We start from the raw sequence: 21,238 nt of genomic DNA, 5'->3' as shown, positions 1-21,238 counted from the left end.
AAAAAGACCATAGACCGTATCGCATGGAGCGTTAAAACATAATTTCCATTTCGAAAGGAAAGGGGAAATTCTGAAGAACACTAACCTTCACCGCATTCGCAGCATGCGCCTATCTCAATATGGAGCCGAACGGGACTGATTCATCCATCCCGTTCGTCCAACATGATAAAGATTGGCTCTACTTAGCGGCCGCTTTAATGGCGAACAGCTTGCTTCCGCCGATATAAATCGTCCCATCCTTGCCGATAACCGGAGGCGAAGACAACGATTGATAGAGCGGCAGCTTCCAATTGACCTTTTTCGTTGCGGAATTAGCCGATATGAGGCCTCCCCCCTTGCCCTTCACGCTGTTATACCCGTACAGCACATTGTATTTGCTGTCGATCGCCACCGTATTCACCGGCTGCTCATTGCTGAACGGGATATCGAGCGGACTGAAGGACCACAGCGTGTTGCCGGAAGGCGCGATCATCCGCTGTCCGTAATAGAAGTTGCCGTTCTTGCCGATAGACGGCCCTATCCAATTGCTAATGGCGCCTTCTATTTCGATCTTTTGCTTGCGCTTGCCGTTCCGATCATATAGATACAGATGCTTGCCTGCCGGGACATACAACGTATTCTCGGCGTACACCGGCGAAGCGTGATGATATCCATGATAAAATCTGGACCAGACAACGTTGCCTTCTTTATCCAGTCTAAGCAAGCGTCCATCGTTGTATTGGATGGCAGAAGCGCCCTTGCCGCTTGATTCCGATGCGTCCTTGGATACGGTAAGATAAATCCCGTCCTTAATGACGATCGGCGATGAAGCTGCCGTATGCGGCGACTTAAGTTGATGCGTTTTGCTCCATAACGTTCCGCCTAAAGTGTTCACAGCGACAATCACGATATCCTGATTGCCGTCCTCGCCCGCTTGCAAGCCAGACATCACAAACATACCGTCATCGTCTACACCTATGCTCCCCTGTCCGGTATTATCCATGCCTGGAAAGGTGCTCTCCCATTGCAACTGCCCATCCGTCGAATAGGCGGACAAGGTGGAGAAGACGCCTTCTTCAGCGCTATTGTATCCGCTCACGATAAGCATGTTGTCGCGGAATAGAACCAAATCCTTGCCTTTTGAGTCCAGCTCCGCTTTCCATTGGATCTTGCCTTGGGGAGATACTGCGGTCAACCGGCTTTTTGAGTGGCTGGAAGTGGAAGATACCGTGTATATTGTTCCTTTTGAATCAATGACCATGTTCGTTATGCTATCATCAATGGGAACAGCCCACGCAATTTTCGGTTTGGTGACGGGTGATGAGTAATCCGAATGTCTGGACCATTGATTATTGTTCGGATGTGCGGAGGACGGCTGCGCTGATGCAGGCATACAGAACGCCAGCAGCAGGATAGCTGCAAGAATAGTATGTACTTTCTTGTTAAAGCGTAACAAAATAATCCCTCTTTCTCGTGATAGTATACTTTAAATATGATGTTATCCTACTATATCATAAGATAGCGTAACTCTGCCGCTACCCTACTTTTACCTATTCACGTGTCCCGTTGCTATTAGAGATGGACACTTGCTAGTATGGAATATATGTAGAGGAGGTTGACTCATTGTATCAGTATTCGGATCAGCAATATGAGGAAATTGACTTCAACCAAGCCGACTTGAGAGAAGGCGAATTGCGCAATTGTATTTTTACACGCTGCCGTTTTCGCTCGGCCCGGCTGGAGGAGGCGTGGACGACGAGCTGCCAATTCATTGATTGCGATTTCGCAGGGGCTGCCTTGAACGGATCGGTGCATACGCGCAGCGCCTTTACGAACTGCCGCTTTACCTCTGTCAATCTATTCTCCGCCAAGTTCGAGGAGTGCAAAATGGTCGGAACTGACTTTTCAAATGCGAACTGGGACGGAATGACGATTGTGGGCGGGGATTGGTCGTATACGAACATGCGCCATGCGAATCTCGTGAAGCAAAATTTACGCCATGTCCGGTTGGTCGAAGCGGATCTATCCAACAGCAATTTAATGAAAGCAGATTTGAGAGATGCCGATTTGACCCATGCGATTCTGTCCAAGGTGTCGTGGAATGGAGCGGACTTGAGAGGTGCCAAGCTGGACGGCATGGATTGGAAAGCGTTGGAGCTCAAGGGCGTACGCATCGATATGGGACAGGCCGTCGCCTTTGCGCGCGCTCACGGCGCTAAAGTGGATTAAGGGAAATCATCTGCATGGCCATTGCCGGCCCCGGAACGATAACGGCAGCCGGGCCATCTCCATCCGCCCGGCTGCCGTTCAAGGGCGCCGTATGGCTGTCTTTCTACTGCTCTTTGAGACTGCTGGCGTTGTAGGCATCATATGCTTTTTTCACCCAATCGAACAGGTAGGCGCTGCCTCCGTGATCCGGATGCAGCAGCTTCAACAGCTTCTTCGACTGCTTCCGAACCTGCGCGGCATCAGCTTCTTCCGGAACACCGATCAAAGCGCAAAAGGAAACGCTCGCGCGTTCTTCCCGATGCTCCCACGAATGAGAAGAACTGTCGCCGTAAGAGCCGTTGTATGCCGTCTTCTCCCGGCGTGGGGCCTGCTCTGCCAATGCGGCCAGCTTGTTATGCATTTCTTCCAAGACGCTCTCCAGCCTGTCTTCCTCCCGAGGAAGATTGCCTTCCCAAAAATCGAATTCAAACTGCCTCGTCTCATGCTCCAGCCGCTCCATCAGATCGTTAAACATAATAAGGGCGGCCTTCGTGCGCTCTGCCAGCCTGTAGATGCGCAATATGTGCCGAATCGACCATTCCGGCATTTCCAACGCGCAGGCATGCAGCACTTTGCCCATATCCTTCTCCGGCACTGGCGTCTCTTGGATGAACTCCATGAACCGCTCCTGCTGGTACGGATCAAGCTTGGAACCAATCTGAACGGCAAGCTGCAGCTTGATGCCGCCGCCCTTCACTTTATCCTTCCAAGCCGTGGTCAGATTCATCAGGGATTGGACAATATCCATGAAATAGGGATCGTCAACGATAAGGCGGTTCGTATCGTCCATATTGGCGAATAGAGCTCCCTCCACTCCGTTATGCTCCTTTCCGTTATTTAGGATCGGCAGACCGGAAAGCGCAGCGGGGCGTCATCCGCCAGAATCCCCGTCTGCCTGCTTGGCAAGAGGCGTGCACGCTTGCTTCTCTGTAATGCGGTACATACACTTTCTGCCTCCTTGGGCCATACATTCCGTGCGCTCCACTTCGGCTTCAAGCAAATCTGCAAACAGCGCCAACTCGCACTGGCAAGGAGGGGAGTACTTGGCGGCGACATATGAGATCGGACAGTTGGCCTCTTCGAGCCAGAACGAGCCATTCACGTTTCTTCCCCATTTGACCATGTATCCTTCCCTGTCTTGAATATCCGCCAATACCTGCACCCGCTGCTCGAGCTTCAACCCCTTCAGCTTGCGCGCATATTTTTGCTCCAGCTTCAGCTTGCGCCGTTCGAACAACTGCTCCACGAATGCATGGCCAGCCATGGCTTGCATCTCTTCAATCATGTCCAGCGCGAGCGCGTCGTACTTGTTCACGAACAACGAGTTCGCCTTGTCCGACAAGCTGTATTCATAGTTCGGCCTGCCGACGCTTTGGCGGACCAGCTGGATATGGACATAGCCGCCCTTCTGCAGCTCGTATAAATGCCTGCGGACGGCCATACCCGTAATATGCAGCTGCTCCGCCATCAGCTGAACAGTAATTGGCCCTTGCTGCTTCAGTATCATCAGGATGTCTCTGCGCGTTGATTGTTTCAGAAGACGGGCTTCATGCGCAATCATCATCTACACCCCTTCCTGCCGGGGATTATCCCGGCAATCGGCTTTAACTCGAATCCTCCGCTGCTCCACTCAAGCTAAGAGTCAAACGCTTCATTATAGCGGCGATTGACTTCCTCCCAGTTCACCACATTCCACCATGCCGACACAAAGTCGGGACGCTTGTTCTGATACTGCAAATAATAAGCATGCTCCCATACATCGACGACCAGGATCGGAGTCTTGTTCTCCATAAATGGGGTATCCTGATTCGACGTGCTCATCACTTCCAGCTTATCTCCGTTCACGACAAGCCAGCCCCAGCCCGAACCGAAGCGGCTGACGGCAGCTTTGCTCAAATCATCCTTGAACTGCTCAAAGCTTCCGAAATGCTTCTCGATTCCTTTGCTGATATCACCAAACGGCTTGCCGCCTCCATTAGGGCTCATGATGGACCAGAACACGCTGTGGCCATAGTGTCCGCCGCCGTGATTGCGCACCGTCGTGCGAATGTCCTCCGACACATCGTTCAAGTTCGAGATCAATTCCTCGACGGAAGCATTTTGATATGGAGACTTCCCATCCAAAGCTTGATTCAAGGTGGCGACATAGGCGGCATGATGTTTTCCATGATGTATTTCCAGCGTTCTCGCATCCAAGTAAGGTTCCAGTTCATCGTATGCATATGGCAGTTCCGGGAGTGTGAATTGTCCCATTTCGTTCATCTCCTTTTTCATCAATCAACTTAACATTTAATGGGTTGCTTATGCCCATTGTATCTCATTGAAAAAGTTTTGTACATGGTAAACTTTTTTTACTCAGGTAAAGTTAAATAGTAAAAAAAGTATTTCTTATCGCTTTTAGGCGAGCGAAAAGGCCGGCCTGGGTAAACCAGACCGGCCTAATTAGAGTTTTTTTATTTTCCTCTATAATACGAGCAGCGCATTGCTGATCTCCCTGCCCGGAGATGTTAAATATTTGCCGTTATAGTATAATCCGCTGGATGCGCCGCCGTCCAAATTCATCGCATCATAAGCGCCGGCCTGCTTCATGGCATTGGCCAATTGGGGAATCGTCGCGCTGGACGTTGTCATCAGAATCAGCTTGTGGTCCTTCGTAACGCCAACCGCGCTGCGGGCTCCGCCATTGGTCAAAATCTTCGGATCCTTGAAGCCTTCCTTCACGGGATGGACCGTTACTTTGCCGTTCGTCACGAGGCGCGGGCCTGCTTGCAATCCGCCATATACGCCGCCTTCTTCGAAGCGCTCCGGGAACGCTTCTCCAGATATAATCTCCACTTGATTGTCCTCCGTGAAGATGAGCGCGCTCCGCTTATCTCCCGAGCTTTTATGCACCATCTTGCCTTTGTTTACGATGTATCCGTATGGAACCTTCACGCTTGATTTCGTATATGCATCGAAAAACGTGCCGTTCATCGCCACTTTCGCACCGTTGACCTTCGCCATATGCTTCAGGCTGTCGACCGATCCGGTTTTGCCATTAGCAATGCCGATGCCGAGCTGGATATTAGGGTGCAGCAGGTCTATTTCCACAATCGTGGCGGAGATCCGTCTGGAGCCTACGGCAAAGGTTTGATGCTTCTGTTTAATCGGAGTGCTCGCGGATATCTTCCGCTCCGTCGAAATGACGGGAAGCTTCTGTGCAGCTTCGGCTTGCCCGTTCCGGAATATAAGGGCTGATCCAGACTTGTCCCACTCCAGCTGCAGCTTCAGCGCATCGCTGACGAAGCGGATCGGCACGTAAGTCGTTCCGCCTTCCCTGAATGGCACGGCATCCATCTCCTTGACGGTGTCGTTGACCTTCGCTTTTTTCTGTCCAAGCGTAAAGGATACCTTATCTTCGCCTTTGCTTACCTCAATCCCCTTCGTATTCGGATCCCACTTTACATCGTACTTCAATTGCTCGCTCAGGTAACGGATCGGCACGAACGCGCGATTCGACTTCAGATCCATATATCCGTAGCTTCTTGCCCCCGCTTCAGCTTGCCCGCTCTGCAGCAATGTCCCCGCAATCAAGGTGATTCCCAATGCGGCAATGATTGTTCTCTTCATTTCTCTCTGCTCCCAAGTATGTATAGTATCGTAGTACTCGTTGCTCCTTGTTCAGCGGCTGTGTATTGTTCGAGAGCACAGGTCCTCTATCCAAAGTCGCTATATATCAGTGCAAACATAGAACAGGTTACCATATGCTGGTCTTTTAGAACAATGGTTTTCTTTTGTAAATTTTCCATCACAATCAGCCGGACGACGCTGCCCTTGGTCCGGCTGGTTGTGGCTATGTTCGGGCGAAGCATAAGTGAGCTTGCTTGCGCTAACGGAGAACGACACAAGCATCGAAGAAGCGGCTGCCCTCAGCAGACGTTCCGCAGATGAAGCAGCTGGCTCCGTTCTCACCGGAACGCAGCACGGTCATCTCGTCACCCGGTGCGACCTCTCGGTGATAAGTGATATGAAAGCGCGCGATGCCGCGATCCAGTTGTTCCTGCGTCAGGGCGTCCAGACAAATATCGGCAAAACGCGCATTGTTCAAGTGTCCGTTCATATCGATGCTGCTTAGCCGCACCTTCAAGTCGTAAGCATGCTCCAGCACGGTGTCGGCCGGAATGTCCGTTTTGCGCGGCGCCTCGCCGGCGGAATCCTCGGCATTCACCGGAATTTCATAAGGCAAGGCTGACGCGCGGAGAATCCGGCGCTTGTTCAAGTCGACCAGCACCCATATCGTTCTGGCCTCGGCAAGCAGCTTGCGTTCGGGTCCGTAAATTTGGTAATCCCGCTGCCACTGGACGCCCTTGGCCCCTCTGTTCCATGTCTCGATATCAATCGTCTCGCCATAACGGGGCAACCGTTCCAGTTCCAGATCGACCGTCACCAGCATCCAAGCCATCCCTTGCCGTATCATTTCGTCCAGCGAGACGCCGAACGACGCAATCTGGGCATCGGCCGCCCGCTGCATCCATTCGAGCAGTGTCGACAGCCTGCAATCTCTTTTATAATCGGCATTGTCCGATTGTATATCATGTGTTTCGCGCCAACGTGTTCCCATGTCCATCCCTCTCCTGTTCAGGATTTCTGTGTCTCAACTCAGCAACACCTTCTTGCCCTGCAGCCGCTTTGCTTGTTCATTCCAGTTACTGGTGCTGGTGCTTATCGAAGAGTAAGCTGGGTTACTCATCTATATTCTCTATACTCACCTATATCATAAACCATTTGCTTCCTCTATGTCGTCGAAAGAAAAAGCCGCTCGTTTCCCGACAAGAAAACGAAGCGGCAACACCATAATATGAATAAAGCTATCTCTATTTGACTGCAACTAGAACGAGTCCGGGTGCTTCTGAATTATAAGGAGACTTTGCATAATCACCATATGCTGTGATGGAATGAAAGCCGCACTCTTGCAGTTCGCTCTGCAGCTGATTTTTGGTAACGGGATAAAGGAGAAGGGTGTTCGAATAGATGTCCGAATGGTCTTCCAGGGTGGCAGTGAATCGAATTTTGCCATTCTGAAGCTTATACTGACGAGTAAATCTAAAGGTTTCCTTTTCTATCACAGGAAAGGAATAAGCATGCCGGAGCAGAACTTTTTCAAAATTCACAGTTTGAATGACCAGCTTTCCATTCTCCTTAATCCGATGATATGCATCTTGAAGAAATACGCGCACTTCCTGCAAATTATCCAGATGAGGCAGAGTATTGCCGATGCAGTAGATACCGTCAAACCTTTCGTTCACACGGGAGACCTGCTGCATGCTATGCGGTAACACTCTTATAGGCAGCCTGTCCCGAGCTGCCTTTTCAATGATTTTGGGAAGCATGCCTTGTTCAGGTTCCGTGGCCGTAAGATGATAGCCAGCCGCTGCCAGGGCAATGGCTGTATTGCCCGTTCCTGCACCCACATCAAGCAAAGTGGAGGCAGCCGGAAAGCAGGAGGACAGAAAGCTGATCTGCTTGTCGTTTGCAGGAAAGATCTCATCGTAAAATGGGAGCAGAACTTCATAAAATGTGCTCATTTTGTATGCCCCACAGGCAATAACTCAGCTACAATGCTGATCCCTTGCAGATGTGCCGCGTGCTTTACAAACTGCTTGCGCATCGTCAGCACTCTGTCTCTTGCTTGCCGGTTTTTCACGATATTTCCTGCAATCTTTAGAACACCTTTTAATCCTTCATCCTGGATCAGCCGGCGGAGATGCAGCAAATGCATAGGTGCAGTATGCACGGATATGATTTTGAATCCCTGCTGAATAAGCAGTTGCTGCCATTCTGCTTCCGTCAATGGAGCAACATTTACCCGGATTGATTTAGCCAAATGCTGACGGATTTCCTTTCTGGCAGACTCCTCCAGATCAACCGGTGTCATATTCATTTCGTGGATACCGTACCTGCCGCCTGGTTTCAGAAGACGTTTGGCTTCCGCAATAATTCGTGATTTCTGTGCCGGAGTCTGCATCGTCAGCATGGCTTCGCCATAAATAATCGTAGCGGAGGCATCGGGAAGAGGCACATGCTCGGCATTGGCGATAAGGACATCACGGTTATTGCCGTTTACATAGGATCGAACGATACCAGCTGCTTCCTCATTCTGCTCAATGGCAACGTATTTAAGGGGATTCTTGCGCAATGTGATCTGCGCGGTTACGCCAAGACCGGGAGCGAATTCAATAACCTCGTCCTGTTCGTCGATATTGAGATCGGCGAGCATTTGACGTGTCATTTGCAGACCTCCCGGACGCAGCACCTTCTTGCCCAGACTGGCCAGTACCCAGTGCCCGGGCATGTTTTTATAATCAGCTTGGAGATTCATTCATATCCCCTCCGTTAATGATAGTGATAATCAATATCATATTATTACACTGATAATGGCAACACCAGTGATTCAAATCACATGAGTGAAAGATAAAGAGCCTTTATACTGTAACTAATGATAATGATAATTATTATCAATCAAAATGAAAGAGGTGCCCTATCCATGAGTAACACCGCCAACGAAAAGGCTGCGCATTTATTTTTGGCTTCACTGGGGAAAACCAGATTGCGTCCGGGAGGAAAAACGGCGACTGAAAGAATTTTGGGAGCCTGTCAAATCACTTCCGATACCAAGCTGCTTGAGGTAGCTCCCAATATGGGCACGACTGCCATTCATATAGCACAAACCTATGGCTGTGACGTGACTGGAGTTGACCTTCATGAACCTAGCGTGCAGAAGGCTCGTGAAAATATCAGGAGCCATGGCCTGGAGAATTCCGTCCGGATCGAGTTGGGCAATGCGCTTTCTCTTCCTTTTGCCGATGAATCATTTGACGTTGTTATTAATGAAGCTATGTTATCGATGCTTCCACTGGAGCATAAGCGGCAAGCTCTTAAAGAATATAGGAGGGTGCTGAAGCCTGGAGGACGGTTGGCAACGCATGATTTGCTGCTGCGGCTTGATCCGGAGGCAGAAGGAAACCGTACCCGGCTGAGTGATCTCCGCAAGGTGTTGTTTGTGAATGCTCAGCCTCTTACGGAATCGGCCTGGAGTGCGCTGTTCAACGAGGCAGGATTCAGCAGTATCGATGCTCATACCGGACCAATGACGCTGCTTTCGTTAAAAGGGCTCATTGTCGATGAAGGCTGGGAGGGAACCCTTCAGCTTCTGAGCAAGGCCGTTCAAGACGAGCATAGCAAGCAGCGGTTGTTTGACCTTATAAGCCTCTTTGACGACAATGCCGATTTGTACGGCCATATTACATTTGTCGCGGTCAAATAGGCCGATGCGGCAGGAACATGCCCAAAATCATCTTCTGTTGGAATTTATCGCGGTCAGCAAGATGTTTGACGGAAATACGGTTCTGTCTGACTTCTCCTGTAAGCTCCACAGTGGAGAAGTTATCGGCTTGCTGGGGCCTTCCGGTTGTGGCAAGACAACCCTTTTGAATATGGCGGCCGGGCTCGCAGACCCTACCTCAGGCACTATTGAAATGTATTCCGACAGCATCGGTTATATTTTTCAGGAGCCCCGCCTTATCCCGTGGAAATCCGTCCTGGATAATGTGCAATACGTCATGAACAAGGCAAACGATAAATCCAAGATGAACAAGGCAGCCGATATACTTCGGAAGGTCGGCCTCGCACATGTGCAGAACAGCTATCCGCGGCAATTATCCGGAGGAATGAAGCAGCGTGCAGCCATAGCAAGGGCATTAGCAACCGATCCGGAAATCATTCTGATGGATGAGCCTTTCTCCGCACTCGATGTTTCACTCAAGCGGGAGCTGCAGGAGGAGCTTATTACCTTAATTGAAGACCGGGAAACCGGAGTTGTCTATGTATCCCATGATCCTGAAGAAATCGCGCGGCTGGCGGATCGCATTCTCCGCTTTTCACCCTCCAGGGCAGCTTTTATTCCGGAGGACGATTTAAGGATTCCCCGTGCTCTGCGTACGGAGGCTTACATCCAGGAAGTGAAGCAAGTGCTTCTTACTCATATTAATCAAGATTGGTGAATGGAAGGATACATGAACCTATGTCATATTCATTAAAAATCAAACGGTTTCCCATCATTGTTACAGCCATTTCCTTATGTGCCATGTTAATCTCTGGCTGCGGGGCAGACGCAGAGAAGCCGGCTTCCTCATTGGAACATCAGCAGGTACAGCAGACTTCTTCCCCTGAAGCGTCTGCTGCTGAATCTGCTTCTCCTGCCGCAACAGAGGCAGCCAAGCTGGCTAAGCTGACGATTCAGGCTCCGCTTGGCATCTCCATCTCTTCACCTGTTTATCATATTTTGGAGCAGCATCTGTTGGAGCCGTATGCGGACACCATTGAATACACGCCATGGAAATCTCCCGATGAGCTGCGGGCGAGAATAACGAGCGGACAAGCGGATATATCTGCGGTTCCCTCGTATGTTGGCGCCAACCTCTACAACAGAGGGATGGACGTGAAGCTGTTGAACGTGCTCATATGGGGTATTCTCTATGTCGTCGGTCCCGAAGGTGAGCCTGTCGATTGGGAAACACTGCGCGGACAGACCGTATATGTGCCGCTGAAAGGCGATATGCCTGATCTCGTATTCCGTTATTTATTGAAAAAGAACGGGCTTGATGCCTCTAAAGATTTGAAGCTGGAATATGTCAGTGCTCCCCAGGAACTGGTTGCGATGCTTGCTACAGGCAAGGCGAAGTATGCCGTTATTCCGGAGCACTTGGCTACGATGGCTACGAAAAAGGTTAAGGGAACCTTCAAGGCGATGAACCTCCAGGAAGAATGGGCCAAGGTCACCGGACTGCCGGCGCGGATTCCACAGGCGGGTATTCTTGTCTCAGGCAAGCTGGTCAAGGAACATCCGGAGACCGTTGCCGCTCTGCAGCAGGCATTTGAGCAATCTGTCAGTTATTTGAATAAGCAGCCGCAGGAAGCGGCAAAGGGAATCATCAAATATCAGGACGGCCTGACACCGGAACTGATTGCCAATCTGCTCCCTTCCATTAACCTGCAATTTGTACCGGCTCAAGATGCCAAAGAGGAGCTTGAATTCTTCTATACGGAGCTGTCCGTTCTTTCGCCCGAAATTATCGGAGGGAAGTTGCCGGATGAAGACTTCTATTATAAGCCGTAACCGGCGGCTGTGGATTCAGGGTGCAAGCATTGCCGTTCTCATTCTGCTCTGGCAGCTTTTGTCTATGTCTCTGCCTGACATCTTGTTTGCCTCACCGTTGGAGACGCTGGCATCTTTCGGAAACATTCTCCGCAGCGGGGAGTTTGGTGCACAGCTTCTCATCTCCGGTTCACGGATGTTGTATGGCCTGTCACTGGGTGTAGGATCGGGTATGCTCTGTGGACTTCTGGCAGGAGGGCTTCCGGTCGTCTATGAAGCAATGCGCCCTGTCCTGTCTTTACTCATGGGAGTACCTCCGATTATTCTTGTTGTCCTGGCTATGGTCTGGTTCGGAACCGGCTCCGGGGTCCCCCTATTTGTCGTGGCCTTGCTTATCTTTCCGGCAATGTATCTTAATACGGCAGACGGGATGCGGAGTATTGATCACGGCCTGCTTGAAATGTCTCAGGTCTACCGTGTCCCGTTCATACACAGACTTGTGCATATTATTATTCCGGGCCTTGCTGTTCCGGTGTTTACGGGAATTACCCTGGCTGTCGGTTCAGCCGTGCGAATTACGATTATGGCCGAACTGATGGGCAGTGACAAGGGGATAGGTTATTCCCTCGCGCTGGCAAGAGTCAATATGGATACGGCTAAGGTATTTGCTTGGTCAGCGGTAAGCATTGCCCTGATTGTCGTTATCGAGCAAATGATTATACGGCCTTTGCGTAAATATATCATGCGCTGGAACACTGGAGAGTAGGCTTGCGGTAACAATTACGAGTTAGGGCCGTGAACGCATCTATCGGAGTAACAATGCAGGGAAGGAGCAGACATTCAGAGTGACCGTGGGAGAGCGGCCACTCTGATTTTTTATTGCTGCTGCGTAAAGTCATGGACCATTCAACGAATCTCTATAGAGAGACATACACGTGCAGCAATTTGGAGGACTTTTTGAGTTGTTTTGGCCGGAGCATTTTGATGTTTCTGTGGGCTACGCCCAAACTGGAAATTCAATAAAGTTTACCTCTGAGTACATAGGTCATGTTATATGTTAGAATAAACATATATTTGCAGTGCGCACCAAAGGCTTCCGTTTTCATTGATTCAGCCTAACCCGCTCGGGCACTTTACACGGAGCCGCAGATCGGGATAATTTGGAGTAAGGAATATAAGAAATCCATAACGAATCCTATTAAAGGAGAATATAAGCATGAATCAAGATATACCGAAAGATTCGACCCCGCGCGTGCTTATCATGACCTCGGTTCCCGCCGAGCGGGATGCGGTGCTGCGCGGACTGAAGGGCGACGCCCGTTGCGACGTCGCGATCGGCGGCGTCGGCACCGCCGCGGCAGCCGCGAGTACGGCACGGGCACTGGCGGCCGCGGAGTATAGGCTGGTCGTCTGTGCCGGCATCGCAGGCGGCTTCGCCGGTCAGGCCGACCTGGGCTCGCTCGTCGTAGCGAGCGAGATCGTGGCCGCCGACCTGGGCGCTGAAACGCCGGAAGGCTTCTGCAGCGTGGACGAGCTCGGATTCGGCTCCGCCCGCGTTCCGGTCGACGCCGGCTTGACGGCGCGCTTGACGGAGGCGCTGCGGGCGGCCGGATTGCCGGCCGCTTCCGGTCCGGTGCTCACGCTGGCGACCGTGACCGGCACTGCCGCGACGGCGGCCGAATTGGCCGCGCGAGTACCGGGCGCAGCCGCCGAAGCGATGGAGGGCTACGGCGTGGCCGTGGCCGCTCAAGCGTGCGGCGTACCCGTGCTTGAGCTCCGCTCCGTCTCCAACGCCGTCGGACCGCGCAATCGAGACGCATGGCGTATCCCGGAGGCATTGAAAGCATTGGAAGCGGCAAGCGCCGTATTAATGGAGGTGTTATAATGAACATTGCTTTTTCACCATGTCCGAATGATACATTCGTCTTTCACGCTTGGGTGCACGGCCTCATCCCGGATGCGCCGCAGCTTGCCGTCATGTACGCGGATATTGATATTACGAACGGGCTGGCAGCCAGCGGCAATGGCCCCGAGGTGCTCAAGATCTCTTACGCGGCGTTGCCGTGGGTCCTGTCAGAATACGCGCTGCTGCCATGCGGCGGAGCATTGGGCAGAGGCTGCGGACCGCTCGTGCTGACGAAAAGCGGCTCCAATGATCCGGCTGCGCTGTCTGGCCGGCAGGTGGCAGTGCCTAGCGAGCGCTCGACCGCCTATCTGCTGTTCCGTCTGTGGGCGGCACAGCATGTGCCGGGAGGTGTTGGCGACATCGTAGTCATGCCATTTAACGAAATTATGCCGGCAGTGCAGAGCGGTGACGTTGATGCTGGACTCGTCATCCATGAGGCACGCTTCACCTACCAGAATTATGGCCTGACCCTGCTGGCTGATATGGGCAACTGGTGGGAAGCCGACACTGGATTGCCGATTCCGCTCGGGGCGATTATCGCCCGCCGCGGCATGGACCTCGCGGCCATCACTAACTGGACCCGCGCCTCGGTCGAATACGCGTGGGCTCATCCTGAAGCATCGCGGGATTACATCCTGAGCCATGCGCAAGAGATGGACCCGGAGGTCGCGCAGGCACACATCAACCTGTACGTCAACGAATTCACGAGAAATCTCGGCGAGGACGGCTATGGCGCCATTACAGCCCTGCTCGGCCGTGCAGCGGAAGAGGGGCTCGTGCCACAGTTCGATCTCGACGCGTTGCGCTTATAATAATAAAGCTACCAGAGAGAACCCGGGGTTGCTGCCTCGGGTTCTTTTTAAGCGTTGAACAGCGGCTGCGGCTGTCCTCCTTATCCTTACTTGAGGATTGAAGGCTTCCGGTTCAATAGTAGAACGGTTCTCCATTGCGAGCACTAAAGGGAACTGCAAACCTTGGTTAAACAGTTTCTGAGCAAATGGGAGAGTGCGCATAAGGGTCAGAACAAGAATACATTCGCTCAAGTCACTCAAGCAAGCATCCTTCCTCCCGTTTGCAGGTCGCACATGGTTCGCTAGTTATCGTTAACTGTACATAGTCCGTTAGTAGGTGTGGCGGACCGCATTGCTTCCGACATGTTCCAGATAGATGCCAGCGCTGAAAAAAGGCACTCCCGAACGATTCGTTCAGAAGTGCCTTTGCTGTTACTATTGACTCCATACAGAGCCGCGCATTGCTCCGCACATCATAGTCGATGAAGCATCTCCAACACTCGGTGCAGGATAGTTGCAACCTGTGCGCGAGATGTCGGCGCGTCACCCGCAAATCGATTGTTCCCGATTCCCTTCACGAGTCCATTGCGGTAAGCATACTCCACAGCAGCGCGGGCTTCCGGGGAAACGTTGTCTTGAACGAGCCATCCGTCATCCACTTGCCCGCTTGGCAATTCTGCCTCCAGCGCTGTTACAAGCATGACGATCATCTCCTCACGCCGCAAGATGTCGTGCGCTCCCGGTTCGCTTGCCCGTTTCGCCCAATTCGCTTCCTTGCCCAGAACGCGGTCCAACAAAGTCATGAACTCTGCCCGGGTGACCTGATCGTTCGGAGCGAATTGGTACTCATTCCGGCCAACGGCAATATGCTGGGCAGCCAACACTTCAATTTCTTTTCTGCCCCAATGATTGGCGATATCCGCAAACGTCTTCCCGTACTCCAATGCGGCATAGGAGCCGAGCTGCTGAATCGTAACGAGAAGCTCTGCTTGGCCGTCCTGCTGCCCGCTGCGGGCAGCCAATCCGACAAACTCCCACTGAATGCGATCTTTCGTCTCATTGCGATAATATATCCCGGCCTTGCGCACATCTCGGCCAGCTTTGTCATCCAGCTTCATCGCAAGGTGAAGCGGCTTGCTTAACGTCTCACGCTCCGCCCCAATCGTGACGATATCCGACACGACAGACGCTTTGTCTCCTTGAGCTATGCTGTCGTTCTGTCCTGCCATGCCCCGATTCACAGCGATCGTCATCCCCAGCCCGCTCTGACCAATAAAGTCCGGCAACGCTTCAGCAGGTATGGTCAATGCGAACCGTGCGCCCATAATTTTGACAGTCTTGCGCGGCGCGCTTAGCTGCTTGGCTAACGATGAAGCCAGTTCAAGCTTGACAGCGCCATAATCCTCAAATGCCACGGACGACAAGTCGAGTGTAAGAGTATCGTATCCTTCTTGCTTCGCCTTGGCAAGCTCATCGTCCAGCCACGCTTGAGCGATGACAGCACGCGCGTTCTTGACTCCCTCTTTTAACTCCTCTTTCAAGCTGCCGATCGTTTTGCCATTTACAATGATCGGAGTCCCTTTGCCCGGAACGGGAGCGGACACAGCTCCGGCGCCGGTGCCAGAAGATGAAGCAGGAGCAGCCGTACCAGGCCGTGGCGCAGGCGGTACGGATGTATCCGGCTTGTTCACCGTCACTGCCGCGGACGTTCGCAACGTTCCATATTCCACATTGATACGAGCTTGTCCAGAACGATGAGCGCTGACCCGGCCCGTGCCGCCGACCTTGGCCACCTCCGGATTCGAGGAGGAGAACCTCAGCCCTTCCGTAACCGGTACGGTCTTCAACTCGCCATTGGCATATACGGACGCCGTAACGCTCAATTGTGCAGATTCTCCTGCCGTCAATGCAAGCGCGGACGGTTGAACCGAGATTGATCTTACTTCTTCCCGAGGCGGTTCCGCATTCTCTTCTACCGTAACATGCACGGCATCCTGCAGTTCCCCATACCGGGCGGTGATTGTTGCGTGGCCAGCTTGACGGGCAGTGACCCATCCTGCATCGTTCACCGCAGCAATATCGGAATCGGAAGAAACGAATGTCAACCCTTGCACAAGCGGAACGCTCTTCAGTTCCCCATCGGCATACACCACCGCAGTAACGCTCAACTGTGCCGATTTTCCTTCGCTTAGCGTCAAGCTCGACGGCTGTACCGCAATGGATCGAACTTCTCCATCCGGAATATCCGGCGCTTTCTCTACCGTCACGCGAACCGTGTCCTGCAGCCCGTTATAGGTAACGGTGACAATCGCTTCGCCTTCAGCAAGCGCAGTAATTATCCCAACGCTGTCTGCTACGGCCACGTGATCTGCTTCGATATGGTAAGACGCCAGATGCGTCACTTCTCGTTCGTAGCCCGCTTGATTGCGCGCCTTCACAGTCAATTGCGTCTGTTGTCCCGCGAACAGCGTTATATCCCGCGGCTCCACTGTGATCTCCGCAGCCGCTGAATCGCCGCCGATCTTCGTAATCCGGGCCCGAATCATATAATTGCCTTGCGAGGCAGGCGCCTGCTTCCATAATCCACTTTCAAGCTTCCAGGAACGATTGTGGTTGATTCCTGTCTGATCGACAGCAAGGCCTGGAACATCGGGATAAACTCCCGGTTGAATGTAGGCAATATAGAAATCCCCATTAACGACTGGCGTATTGGGGAAATCCACCTCGGTCCACGTTCCGTCCAACCGGGCCGTCCCCGTATGCGGGCCGGCAATCATGGCTCCCGGCAAGCCGTCTGGACCTTCCGCATCGTACATCGCATATTGGAACTCCGTCCCGCCCGGCAGCGGCCAGCCTTCATCCCAGAAGAACAGACGGGCTCCCGTCACTTGGGCCGGACCTTCCGTTGTCATTCGTACGGCGTAACCATTTCCCGGGCTATAATATGCGAGCGCATTATCTCCCTTGCCGCTGTCATAGACGAGCTCGCCAGCCGTTCCCATAAAGGACTTCAACGCGATATTCTTCGTAACGTTCCGCTCTCCTGTTACGCTTACTTGCTGTTCAGAGGATAAGTAGCCCAATGAAGATACGAGAAGCCGATAGTTTCCTTCATATGCTTCGATCGTATAATTCCCATTGGCATCGGTCATGACGGAAGGCACATGGGCATCCTCCATAACCCGCACGCTGGCATCGGCAATCGGCGTGCCCGTCTCCTCATCTGTAACGGTGCCCGTAAGCGTTCCCTTAGGCAGCGGCTGCAGATGAATATCAACTACCGTCGGCTGCTTGTCCGCAATGGTTACGTCTTGATTGACGGTCCGATATCCGTAAGCTTCCACTCTCATCTGGTAATCCCCAGGCGGGTGTTGAAGCTTGTAGCGTCCCGTGCCCAAGTCCGTCTTCGCGGAACGGTCGGTCTCTACAATCGTGACCGTCGCCGCTGCCGGCAGACGAGATTGGCCGGCGCCTTGCGTTTGCGCTGTTTGCGCAGCCTGCTTCGCTGCTTTCCATGCAGAGATGATCTGGCTTGGCGTCGCCGCTCCTTCTTGATCGTCCGGACCATTCAGCACATCCGCCATATGCAGGCGATTCGGCCCGGTTGGAGATGTTTTCAGCATGTCTGCCGTTTTCGGATCATCCGTTATATCCGGCATAGGCGGTCCATCCCCCGGCGATGCTTCCTCTGCAGCGTTCAACGGGGATATGACCGTCTTCACCGGCGGTGTATCCCTAACTTGGAAGTCATCGATATACCAGCCTTTGCCGAGAGTCGTGTTGCCACTCTTCAAACGGAAGCGGATTTTCACTTTTTTGCCTGCGTAATCGTCAATCCCGAGTTCCTCCAAATACCAGAACATGCGCGGGTGATTGCTGTCATACGACGGCTTAGGATAAGAACTCAGCTGGCGCCACGTCACTCCGCCATCTGAACTTATTTCCACCATTCCCTTGTCAGGCGCGTCGATATCGTACCACTGCTGAAAATAGATGGAAGCATGCTGCGCGCCCGTCAAGTCAATTTCCGGGGAAATAAGACTTTGATCCGTGTTTTTTGCATAGTAACCAGACAAATTCGTTCCCCAGGCCTTGCTGCCGGACACCGCCTTCTCCGGACCATACTTCGGATTAGGCTCGCCGTGCTCCCACTGGTTGTTCTCTCCTTCCAACGTCCAGCCTTTATCTTCTCCCTCGAAGTTGTCGCTAAAAATCGGCGTGCCGCCCGTAAATGTCCATGACACTTCATTCGAGGCCTCGCTCAGCACCTGGCTGTACGTTCTCGCCTTAACGATATAGTAGTACGTGCCTTCCTGCACCGGATAGTCGCCGTAATTCCGGCCTTTGCTTGAGCCGATTTCTTCATATCCTCCTCCTGATGTCGTGGAGCGGTAGATGACATAGTCCATCACATCGCCCTGAGGGTCCTTGTCCCATTCCACAATAACACGGCCGGGAGCATTGCTTCTTGCTTTCACCTTTGGCGCAGATGGCTGGGTTTGGTCCGGCTCAATGAGTTCAATGTCATCGACATACCAGCCTTCGTCACTGCCGTTTTCGCCCCGCAAGTTGAAGATGACGTAGATTTTATCGCCCTTGTACGGTGATAAATCGATGTACTCCGTTTGCCAGCCTCTGCTGCTCATTCTGAAATCTTTCACCAATTCATATTGAAAACCGTTCGATTCACGTCCGATGAACACCTCCGCTTTGTCGAACAAGGCGAAAAACCAATCGCCAAGCTTGTGCCAATGCTTGAACGACAATATGGCATGCTCGCCGTCTCTCAAGTCGATTAACGGCAGCACGAAGAATGTCTCCTTCACGCCTTCCGGATAATTGCCATGCAGCCGCGTAGCCATAAGCTTGCTGCCGGAATAAGCCTTGCCGGGACCTGTTGTCGGCTCGCCCCATTCCCAAATGCCTAGCTCTCCGCCAAAGTCGAATCCATCAATATCGCGTTCGAAATCCTGCTTGTATCCCCGCTTAACCCCTTCTGATACCTTCACCGGATAAATATCCGTCTCGACGTCGTTGCCGCTGAAATCAACCGCGCGAATCCGATATTCAATGCCCTCCTTCACAAGCGAAGACACTGGGATGTTCCCTTCATACTTCCCATCTTGATGATTGCCCGAGATGCGGCGCATCGGAAGCGCAGTCCAGTCCTTGTCACCAATCGTGCGCACCATAAGCTCAACGCCGACGACACTGTTATCGTCCATGACACGAGCAAAGATATCCAGCTCCATCGCATTGAAGGTCAGTGTAATCGGCGTATGCTCGATGACAGGCTTGCCGTCATCCTCTCCATCGATCGTGATCGTCCCTTCCACCGAGCCGAGTCCGCCCTTGAGCGTGGATACCGCATTGAAAGCATTGACGATGCCCCAGCCAAAGCCGTTGTTCGGCGTCTGAGGGAATTCATCGTCTGTTAGCGGTACAGCTGTATTCTTTAAAATGGTCTCTAATTTTTCCACCGTCAACGAATGATTGGCCTGCAGCAGCAAAGCGGCAACCCCTGCCGTATGCGGACTGGCCATTGACGTCCCGTTCATGAGCCCGTACTTCCCATCCGGCATCGACGAACGGATATGAACGCCCGGGGCAGACACTTCCGGCTTCATCTGTCCATACGGAGTCGGTCCTTGCAGCGAGAAGCTGGCCAGTCTGTTATCGATATCAATGGCTCCGGTCGCGAACGATTCCGGGTAGTTCCCCGGAGGCGTGATCGAGCCTGGTCCGCCATTGTTCTCCGGAGGCTTCGTATTTCCCGCAGAAAAGGCCGGGAAAATGCCGGCTGACCGCCATGCTCTCACAATATCCTGAAAGAACTCATTCTTCCCGGCCTGCACGTTGCCCCATGAATTGTTGACAACGTCCGGCGCCAGCTCAGGATAGGAGCGCCCGCTCTTGTCGGTAGGCGCCATCAGCCATTCGCCGGCAGCCAAAATGCCGGCGTCGGTCGCCGCTCCCGCCGAGTCAAAGATGCGCACCGCAATCCACTTCGCCTGCGGGGCAACGCCAATCGGGTTGTTGCCATCCGCTTCGGAACCGACCATCGTGCCCATAACATGGGTGCCATGTCCGACGCCATCATAAGGCAGCTTTTTCTGTTCGAGCGTAGCATCGTACCAATGCAGCTCAGGCTTGTCCAATTCGCCTTGAGCGTTATATCCTCTCCACTTGCGCTGCAGCGCAGGATGGGTCCAGTCAACGCCAGAGTCCATATTCGCGACGACGATGCCTGTGCCGTCAATCCCCATCTCCCACACTTGAGGCGCGTTAATGTTCCGTAAATTCCAAGGAATGTTCGGCTTGCCCTCAGCGCCACTCACACCATTCATGCCATTCGCTTGGAAGGATTGCGGCTGCACCGGCTCCTCCTCAGGACTCTTAAGCGTGTCCAACGTATATGTATGGTTAGGAGAAATAGCCTCCACATCAGAACGGGCGGACAGTCGCTCCATCACGTCCCGCGTGCTGGTAACGGCCACCGCATTAACGATGTAATAGGGCCGGAAGTCCTGTACCGTTCCGGAACGCTCTCCTGCTTCCAATTCATCGAGCAACGGAGATTGTGCGCGGTCGGCCGTCTCCATCAAGGAATTAAGGACGAAGCTGCGCACCGTCTGCTTCCGCTTCGCCGAGGTCTCTCCGGAGAAAACGGAATATGTCGCCGCAAGAGACGATGCCGCCTCCACATTTACCTGCTCTTTCAGCTTCACGATATACGTAACGTATCGCTGGTTCGCAAATTGTTCATAGAGCGCGGCATCTACCTTGCCGCCTGGTGTGTCCGCTTGAGCTTGCCGGGATTCCGACATCATCAGCATCGCGGAATCGTTCGGCTCTCCGCTCATGGCGAACGCCCCCGGAGCGGACGTTACGAACAGGATGATAGTTAACGCAAGCGCCAACCATCGATGAAGCACAGATTTGTAAAACACGATGAATTCCTCCTTATCCAACAAATCTATCAAATTTTTATAGCAGATGAATGCTTGTTCACCCTCCTGTTTCCAGATTCCTCATTCCCTCTTGGAAACTGATAGAATTGTACTAAATAAAATTTGTTGTGTAAACACAATACTTTTGTCCTAATGCAAAAATAAAGTCATAATTTGGTTTCCTATGTCAAAAAAAGCGACCTCTTCCCGA

General features: G+C 52.6%; 16 protein-coding genes. 7 read left to right on the top strand and 9 right to left on the bottom strand.

Annotated elements, in window-relative coordinates; all coding sequences use genetic code 11:
• Nucleotides 1-178: 178 nt before the first annotated feature.
• Entirely contained in the window at nucleotides 179-1,435 is a 1,257-nt protein-coding gene (locus tag JSQ80_RS15805) for an outer membrane protein assembly factor BamB family protein (protein WP_206095976.1), read from the bottom strand.
• A 167-nt stretch (nucleotides 1,436-1,602) separates the two neighbouring features.
• Here JSQ80_RS15805 and JSQ80_RS15800 point away from each other — a divergent pair, with 167 nt between their 5' ends.
• Nucleotides 1,603-2,208, top strand: coding sequence for a pentapeptide repeat-containing protein (locus tag JSQ80_RS15800; RefSeq protein WP_206095975.1), 606 nt, complete (start codon nucleotides 1,603-1,605; stop codon nucleotides 2,206-2,208).
• A gap of 103 nt (nucleotides 2,209-2,311) precedes the next feature.
• On the opposite strand, the gene JSQ80_RS15795 is transcribed toward JSQ80_RS15800, so the two are convergent.
• The 7 genes from JSQ80_RS15795 to JSQ80_RS15765 all read right to left on the bottom strand — a co-directional run bounded on the left by JSQ80_RS15795 (nucleotide 2,312) and on the right by JSQ80_RS15765 (nucleotide 8,605).
• On the bottom strand, nucleotides 2,312-3,061 hold the full coding sequence (locus JSQ80_RS15795; RefSeq protein ID WP_336245748.1) for a molecular chaperone DnaJ: 750 nt from the start codon (nucleotides 3,059-3,061) through the stop codon (nucleotides 2,312-2,314).
• Between the two features lie 57 nt (nucleotides 3,062-3,118).
• The gene (locus tag JSQ80_RS15790; protein ID WP_206095974.1) at nucleotides 3,119-3,811 is read right to left on the bottom strand and encodes a helix-turn-helix transcriptional regulator; all 693 of its coding nucleotides are present in this window, start codon (nucleotides 3,809-3,811) and stop codon (nucleotides 3,119-3,121) included.
• 71 nt (nucleotides 3,812-3,882) lie between these two features.
• Entirely contained in the window at nucleotides 3,883-4,500 is a 618-nt protein-coding gene (locus tag JSQ80_RS15785) for a superoxide dismutase (protein ID WP_206095973.1), read from the bottom strand.
• Nucleotides 4,501-4,710: 210 nt separating this feature from the next.
• Nucleotides 4,711-5,856 carry a phosphodiester glycosidase family protein gene (locus JSQ80_RS15780; RefSeq protein ID WP_206095972.1) on the bottom strand — a complete coding sequence of 382 codons (1,146 nt, stop codon included), beginning with the start codon at nucleotides 5,854-5,856 and terminating at the stop codon, nucleotides 4,711-4,713.
• 259 nt (nucleotides 5,857-6,115) lie between these two features.
• On the bottom strand, nucleotides 6,116-6,847 hold the full coding sequence (locus JSQ80_RS15775; protein WP_206095971.1) for an acyl-[acyl-carrier-protein] thioesterase: 732 nt from the start codon (nucleotides 6,845-6,847) through the stop codon (nucleotides 6,116-6,118).
• Between the two features lie 253 nt (nucleotides 6,848-7,100).
• Nucleotides 7,101-7,811: a class I SAM-dependent methyltransferase gene (locus JSQ80_RS15770; protein WP_206095970.1), complete on the bottom strand. Its 711-nt coding sequence runs from the start codon at nucleotides 7,809-7,811 to the stop codon at nucleotides 7,101-7,103.
• Nucleotides 7,808-8,605, bottom strand: coding sequence for a class I SAM-dependent methyltransferase (locus tag JSQ80_RS15765; RefSeq protein WP_206095969.1), 798 nt, complete (start codon nucleotides 8,603-8,605; stop codon nucleotides 7,808-7,810). Before JSQ80_RS15765 ends, JSQ80_RS15770 begins: the two co-directional genes overlap by 4 nt.
• A 165-nt stretch (nucleotides 8,606-8,770) precedes the next feature.
• On the opposite strand from JSQ80_RS15765, the gene JSQ80_RS15760 reads away from it, so the two are divergent.
• The 6 genes from JSQ80_RS15760 to JSQ80_RS15735 all read left to right on the top strand — a co-directional run bounded on the left by JSQ80_RS15760 (nucleotide 8,771) and on the right by JSQ80_RS15735 (nucleotide 14,098).
• The gene (locus tag JSQ80_RS15760; RefSeq protein ID WP_206095968.1) at nucleotides 8,771-9,550 is read left to right on the top strand and encodes an SAM-dependent methyltransferase; all 780 of its coding nucleotides are present in this window, start codon (nucleotides 8,771-8,773) and stop codon (nucleotides 9,548-9,550) included.
• A gap of 4 nt (nucleotides 9,551-9,554) precedes the next feature.
• The gene (locus tag JSQ80_RS15755; RefSeq protein ID WP_206095967.1) at nucleotides 9,555-10,286 is read left to right on the top strand and encodes an ABC transporter ATP-binding protein; all 732 of its coding nucleotides are present in this window, start codon (nucleotides 9,555-9,557) and stop codon (nucleotides 10,284-10,286) included.
• A gap of 20 nt (nucleotides 10,287-10,306) precedes the next feature.
• A complete protein-coding gene (locus JSQ80_RS15750) occupies nucleotides 10,307-11,401 on the top strand; it encodes an ABC transporter substrate-binding protein (RefSeq protein ID WP_206095966.1) in 1,095 nt (364 codons plus the stop codon).
• Nucleotides 11,376-12,146 carry an ABC transporter permease gene (locus JSQ80_RS15745; protein ID WP_206095965.1) on the top strand — a complete coding sequence of 257 codons (771 nt, stop codon included), beginning with the start codon at nucleotides 11,376-11,378 and terminating at the stop codon, nucleotides 12,144-12,146. The genes JSQ80_RS15750 and JSQ80_RS15745 overlap by 26 nt, the downstream gene beginning before the upstream one ends.
• Before the next feature lie 450 nt (nucleotides 12,147-12,596).
• Nucleotides 12,597-13,265, top strand: a complete 669-nt coding sequence (locus JSQ80_RS15740; RefSeq protein WP_206095964.1) for a futalosine hydrolase — start codon at nucleotides 12,597-12,599, stop codon at nucleotides 13,263-13,265.
• The gene (locus tag JSQ80_RS15735; RefSeq protein WP_206097622.1) at nucleotides 13,265-14,098 is read left to right on the top strand and encodes a 1,4-dihydroxy-6-naphthoate synthase; all 834 of its coding nucleotides are present in this window, start codon (nucleotides 13,265-13,267) and stop codon (nucleotides 14,096-14,098) included. The genes JSQ80_RS15740 and JSQ80_RS15735 overlap by 1 nt, the downstream gene beginning before the upstream one ends.
• Nucleotides 14,099-14,550: 452 nt before the next feature.
• Here JSQ80_RS15735 and JSQ80_RS15730 read toward each other — a convergent pair whose 3' ends face one another.
• Nucleotides 14,551-21,027 carry a S8 family serine peptidase gene (locus JSQ80_RS15730; RefSeq protein ID WP_336245746.1) on the bottom strand — a complete coding sequence of 2,159 codons (6,477 nt, stop codon included), beginning with the start codon at nucleotides 21,025-21,027 and terminating at the stop codon, nucleotides 14,551-14,553.
• Between the last annotated feature and the right edge of the window lie 211 nt (nucleotides 21,028-21,238).

This window comes from Paenibacillus apiarius (assembly GCF_017052585.1).
In the GTDB taxonomy this organism is placed as follows: Bacteria; Bacillota; Bacilli; order Paenibacillales; family Paenibacillaceae; genus Paenibacillus_B; species Paenibacillus_B apiarius.
Note: the sequence above shows the minus strand (reverse complement) of the source record. Positions and strands in the feature narration are given on the sequence as shown.

What these genes read in the sequence shown, in the direction of transcription:
- JSQ80_RS15745 (WP_206095965.1), top strand. Translation starts at nt 11,376, where the DNA reads ATGAAGACTTCTATTATAAGCCGTAACCGGCGGCTGTGGATTCAGGGT.
- JSQ80_RS15755 (WP_206095967.1), top strand. Translation starts at nt 9,555, where the DNA reads ATGCGGCAGGAACATGCCCAAAATCATCTTCTGTTGGAATTTATCGCG.
- JSQ80_RS15750 (WP_206095966.1), top strand. Translation starts at nt 10,307, where the DNA reads ATGTCATATTCATTAAAAATCAAACGGTTTCCCATCATTGTTACAGCC.
- JSQ80_RS15775 (WP_206095971.1), bottom strand. Translation starts at nt 6,847, where the DNA reads ATGGGAACACGTTGGCGCGAAACACATGATATACAATCGGACAATGCC.
- JSQ80_RS15765 (WP_206095969.1), bottom strand. Translation starts at nt 8,605, where the DNA reads ATGAATCTCCAAGCTGATTATAAAAACATGCCCGGGCACTGGGTACTG.
- JSQ80_RS15790 (WP_206095974.1), bottom strand. Translation starts at nt 3,811, where the DNA reads ATGATGATTGCGCATGAAGCCCGTCTTCTGAAACAATCAACGCGCAGA.
- JSQ80_RS15770 (WP_206095970.1), bottom strand. Translation starts at nt 7,811, where the DNA reads ATGAGCACATTTTATGAAGTTCTGCTCCCATTTTACGATGAGATCTTT.
- JSQ80_RS15760 (WP_206095968.1), top strand. Translation starts at nt 8,771, where the DNA reads ATGAGTAACACCGCCAACGAAAAGGCTGCGCATTTATTTTTGGCTTCA.
- JSQ80_RS15785 (WP_206095973.1), bottom strand. Translation starts at nt 4,500, where the DNA reads ATGGGACAATTCACACTCCCGGAACTGCCATATGCATACGATGAACTG.
- JSQ80_RS15740 (WP_206095964.1), top strand. Translation starts at nt 12,597, where the DNA reads ATGAATCAAGATATACCGAAAGATTCGACCCCGCGCGTGCTTATCATG.
- JSQ80_RS15735 (WP_206097622.1), top strand. Translation starts at nt 13,265, where the DNA reads ATGAACATTGCTTTTTCACCATGTCCGAATGATACATTCGTCTTTCAC.
- JSQ80_RS15780 (WP_206095972.1), bottom strand. Translation starts at nt 5,856, where the DNA reads ATGAAGAGAACAATCATTGCCGCATTGGGAATCACCTTGATTGCGGGG.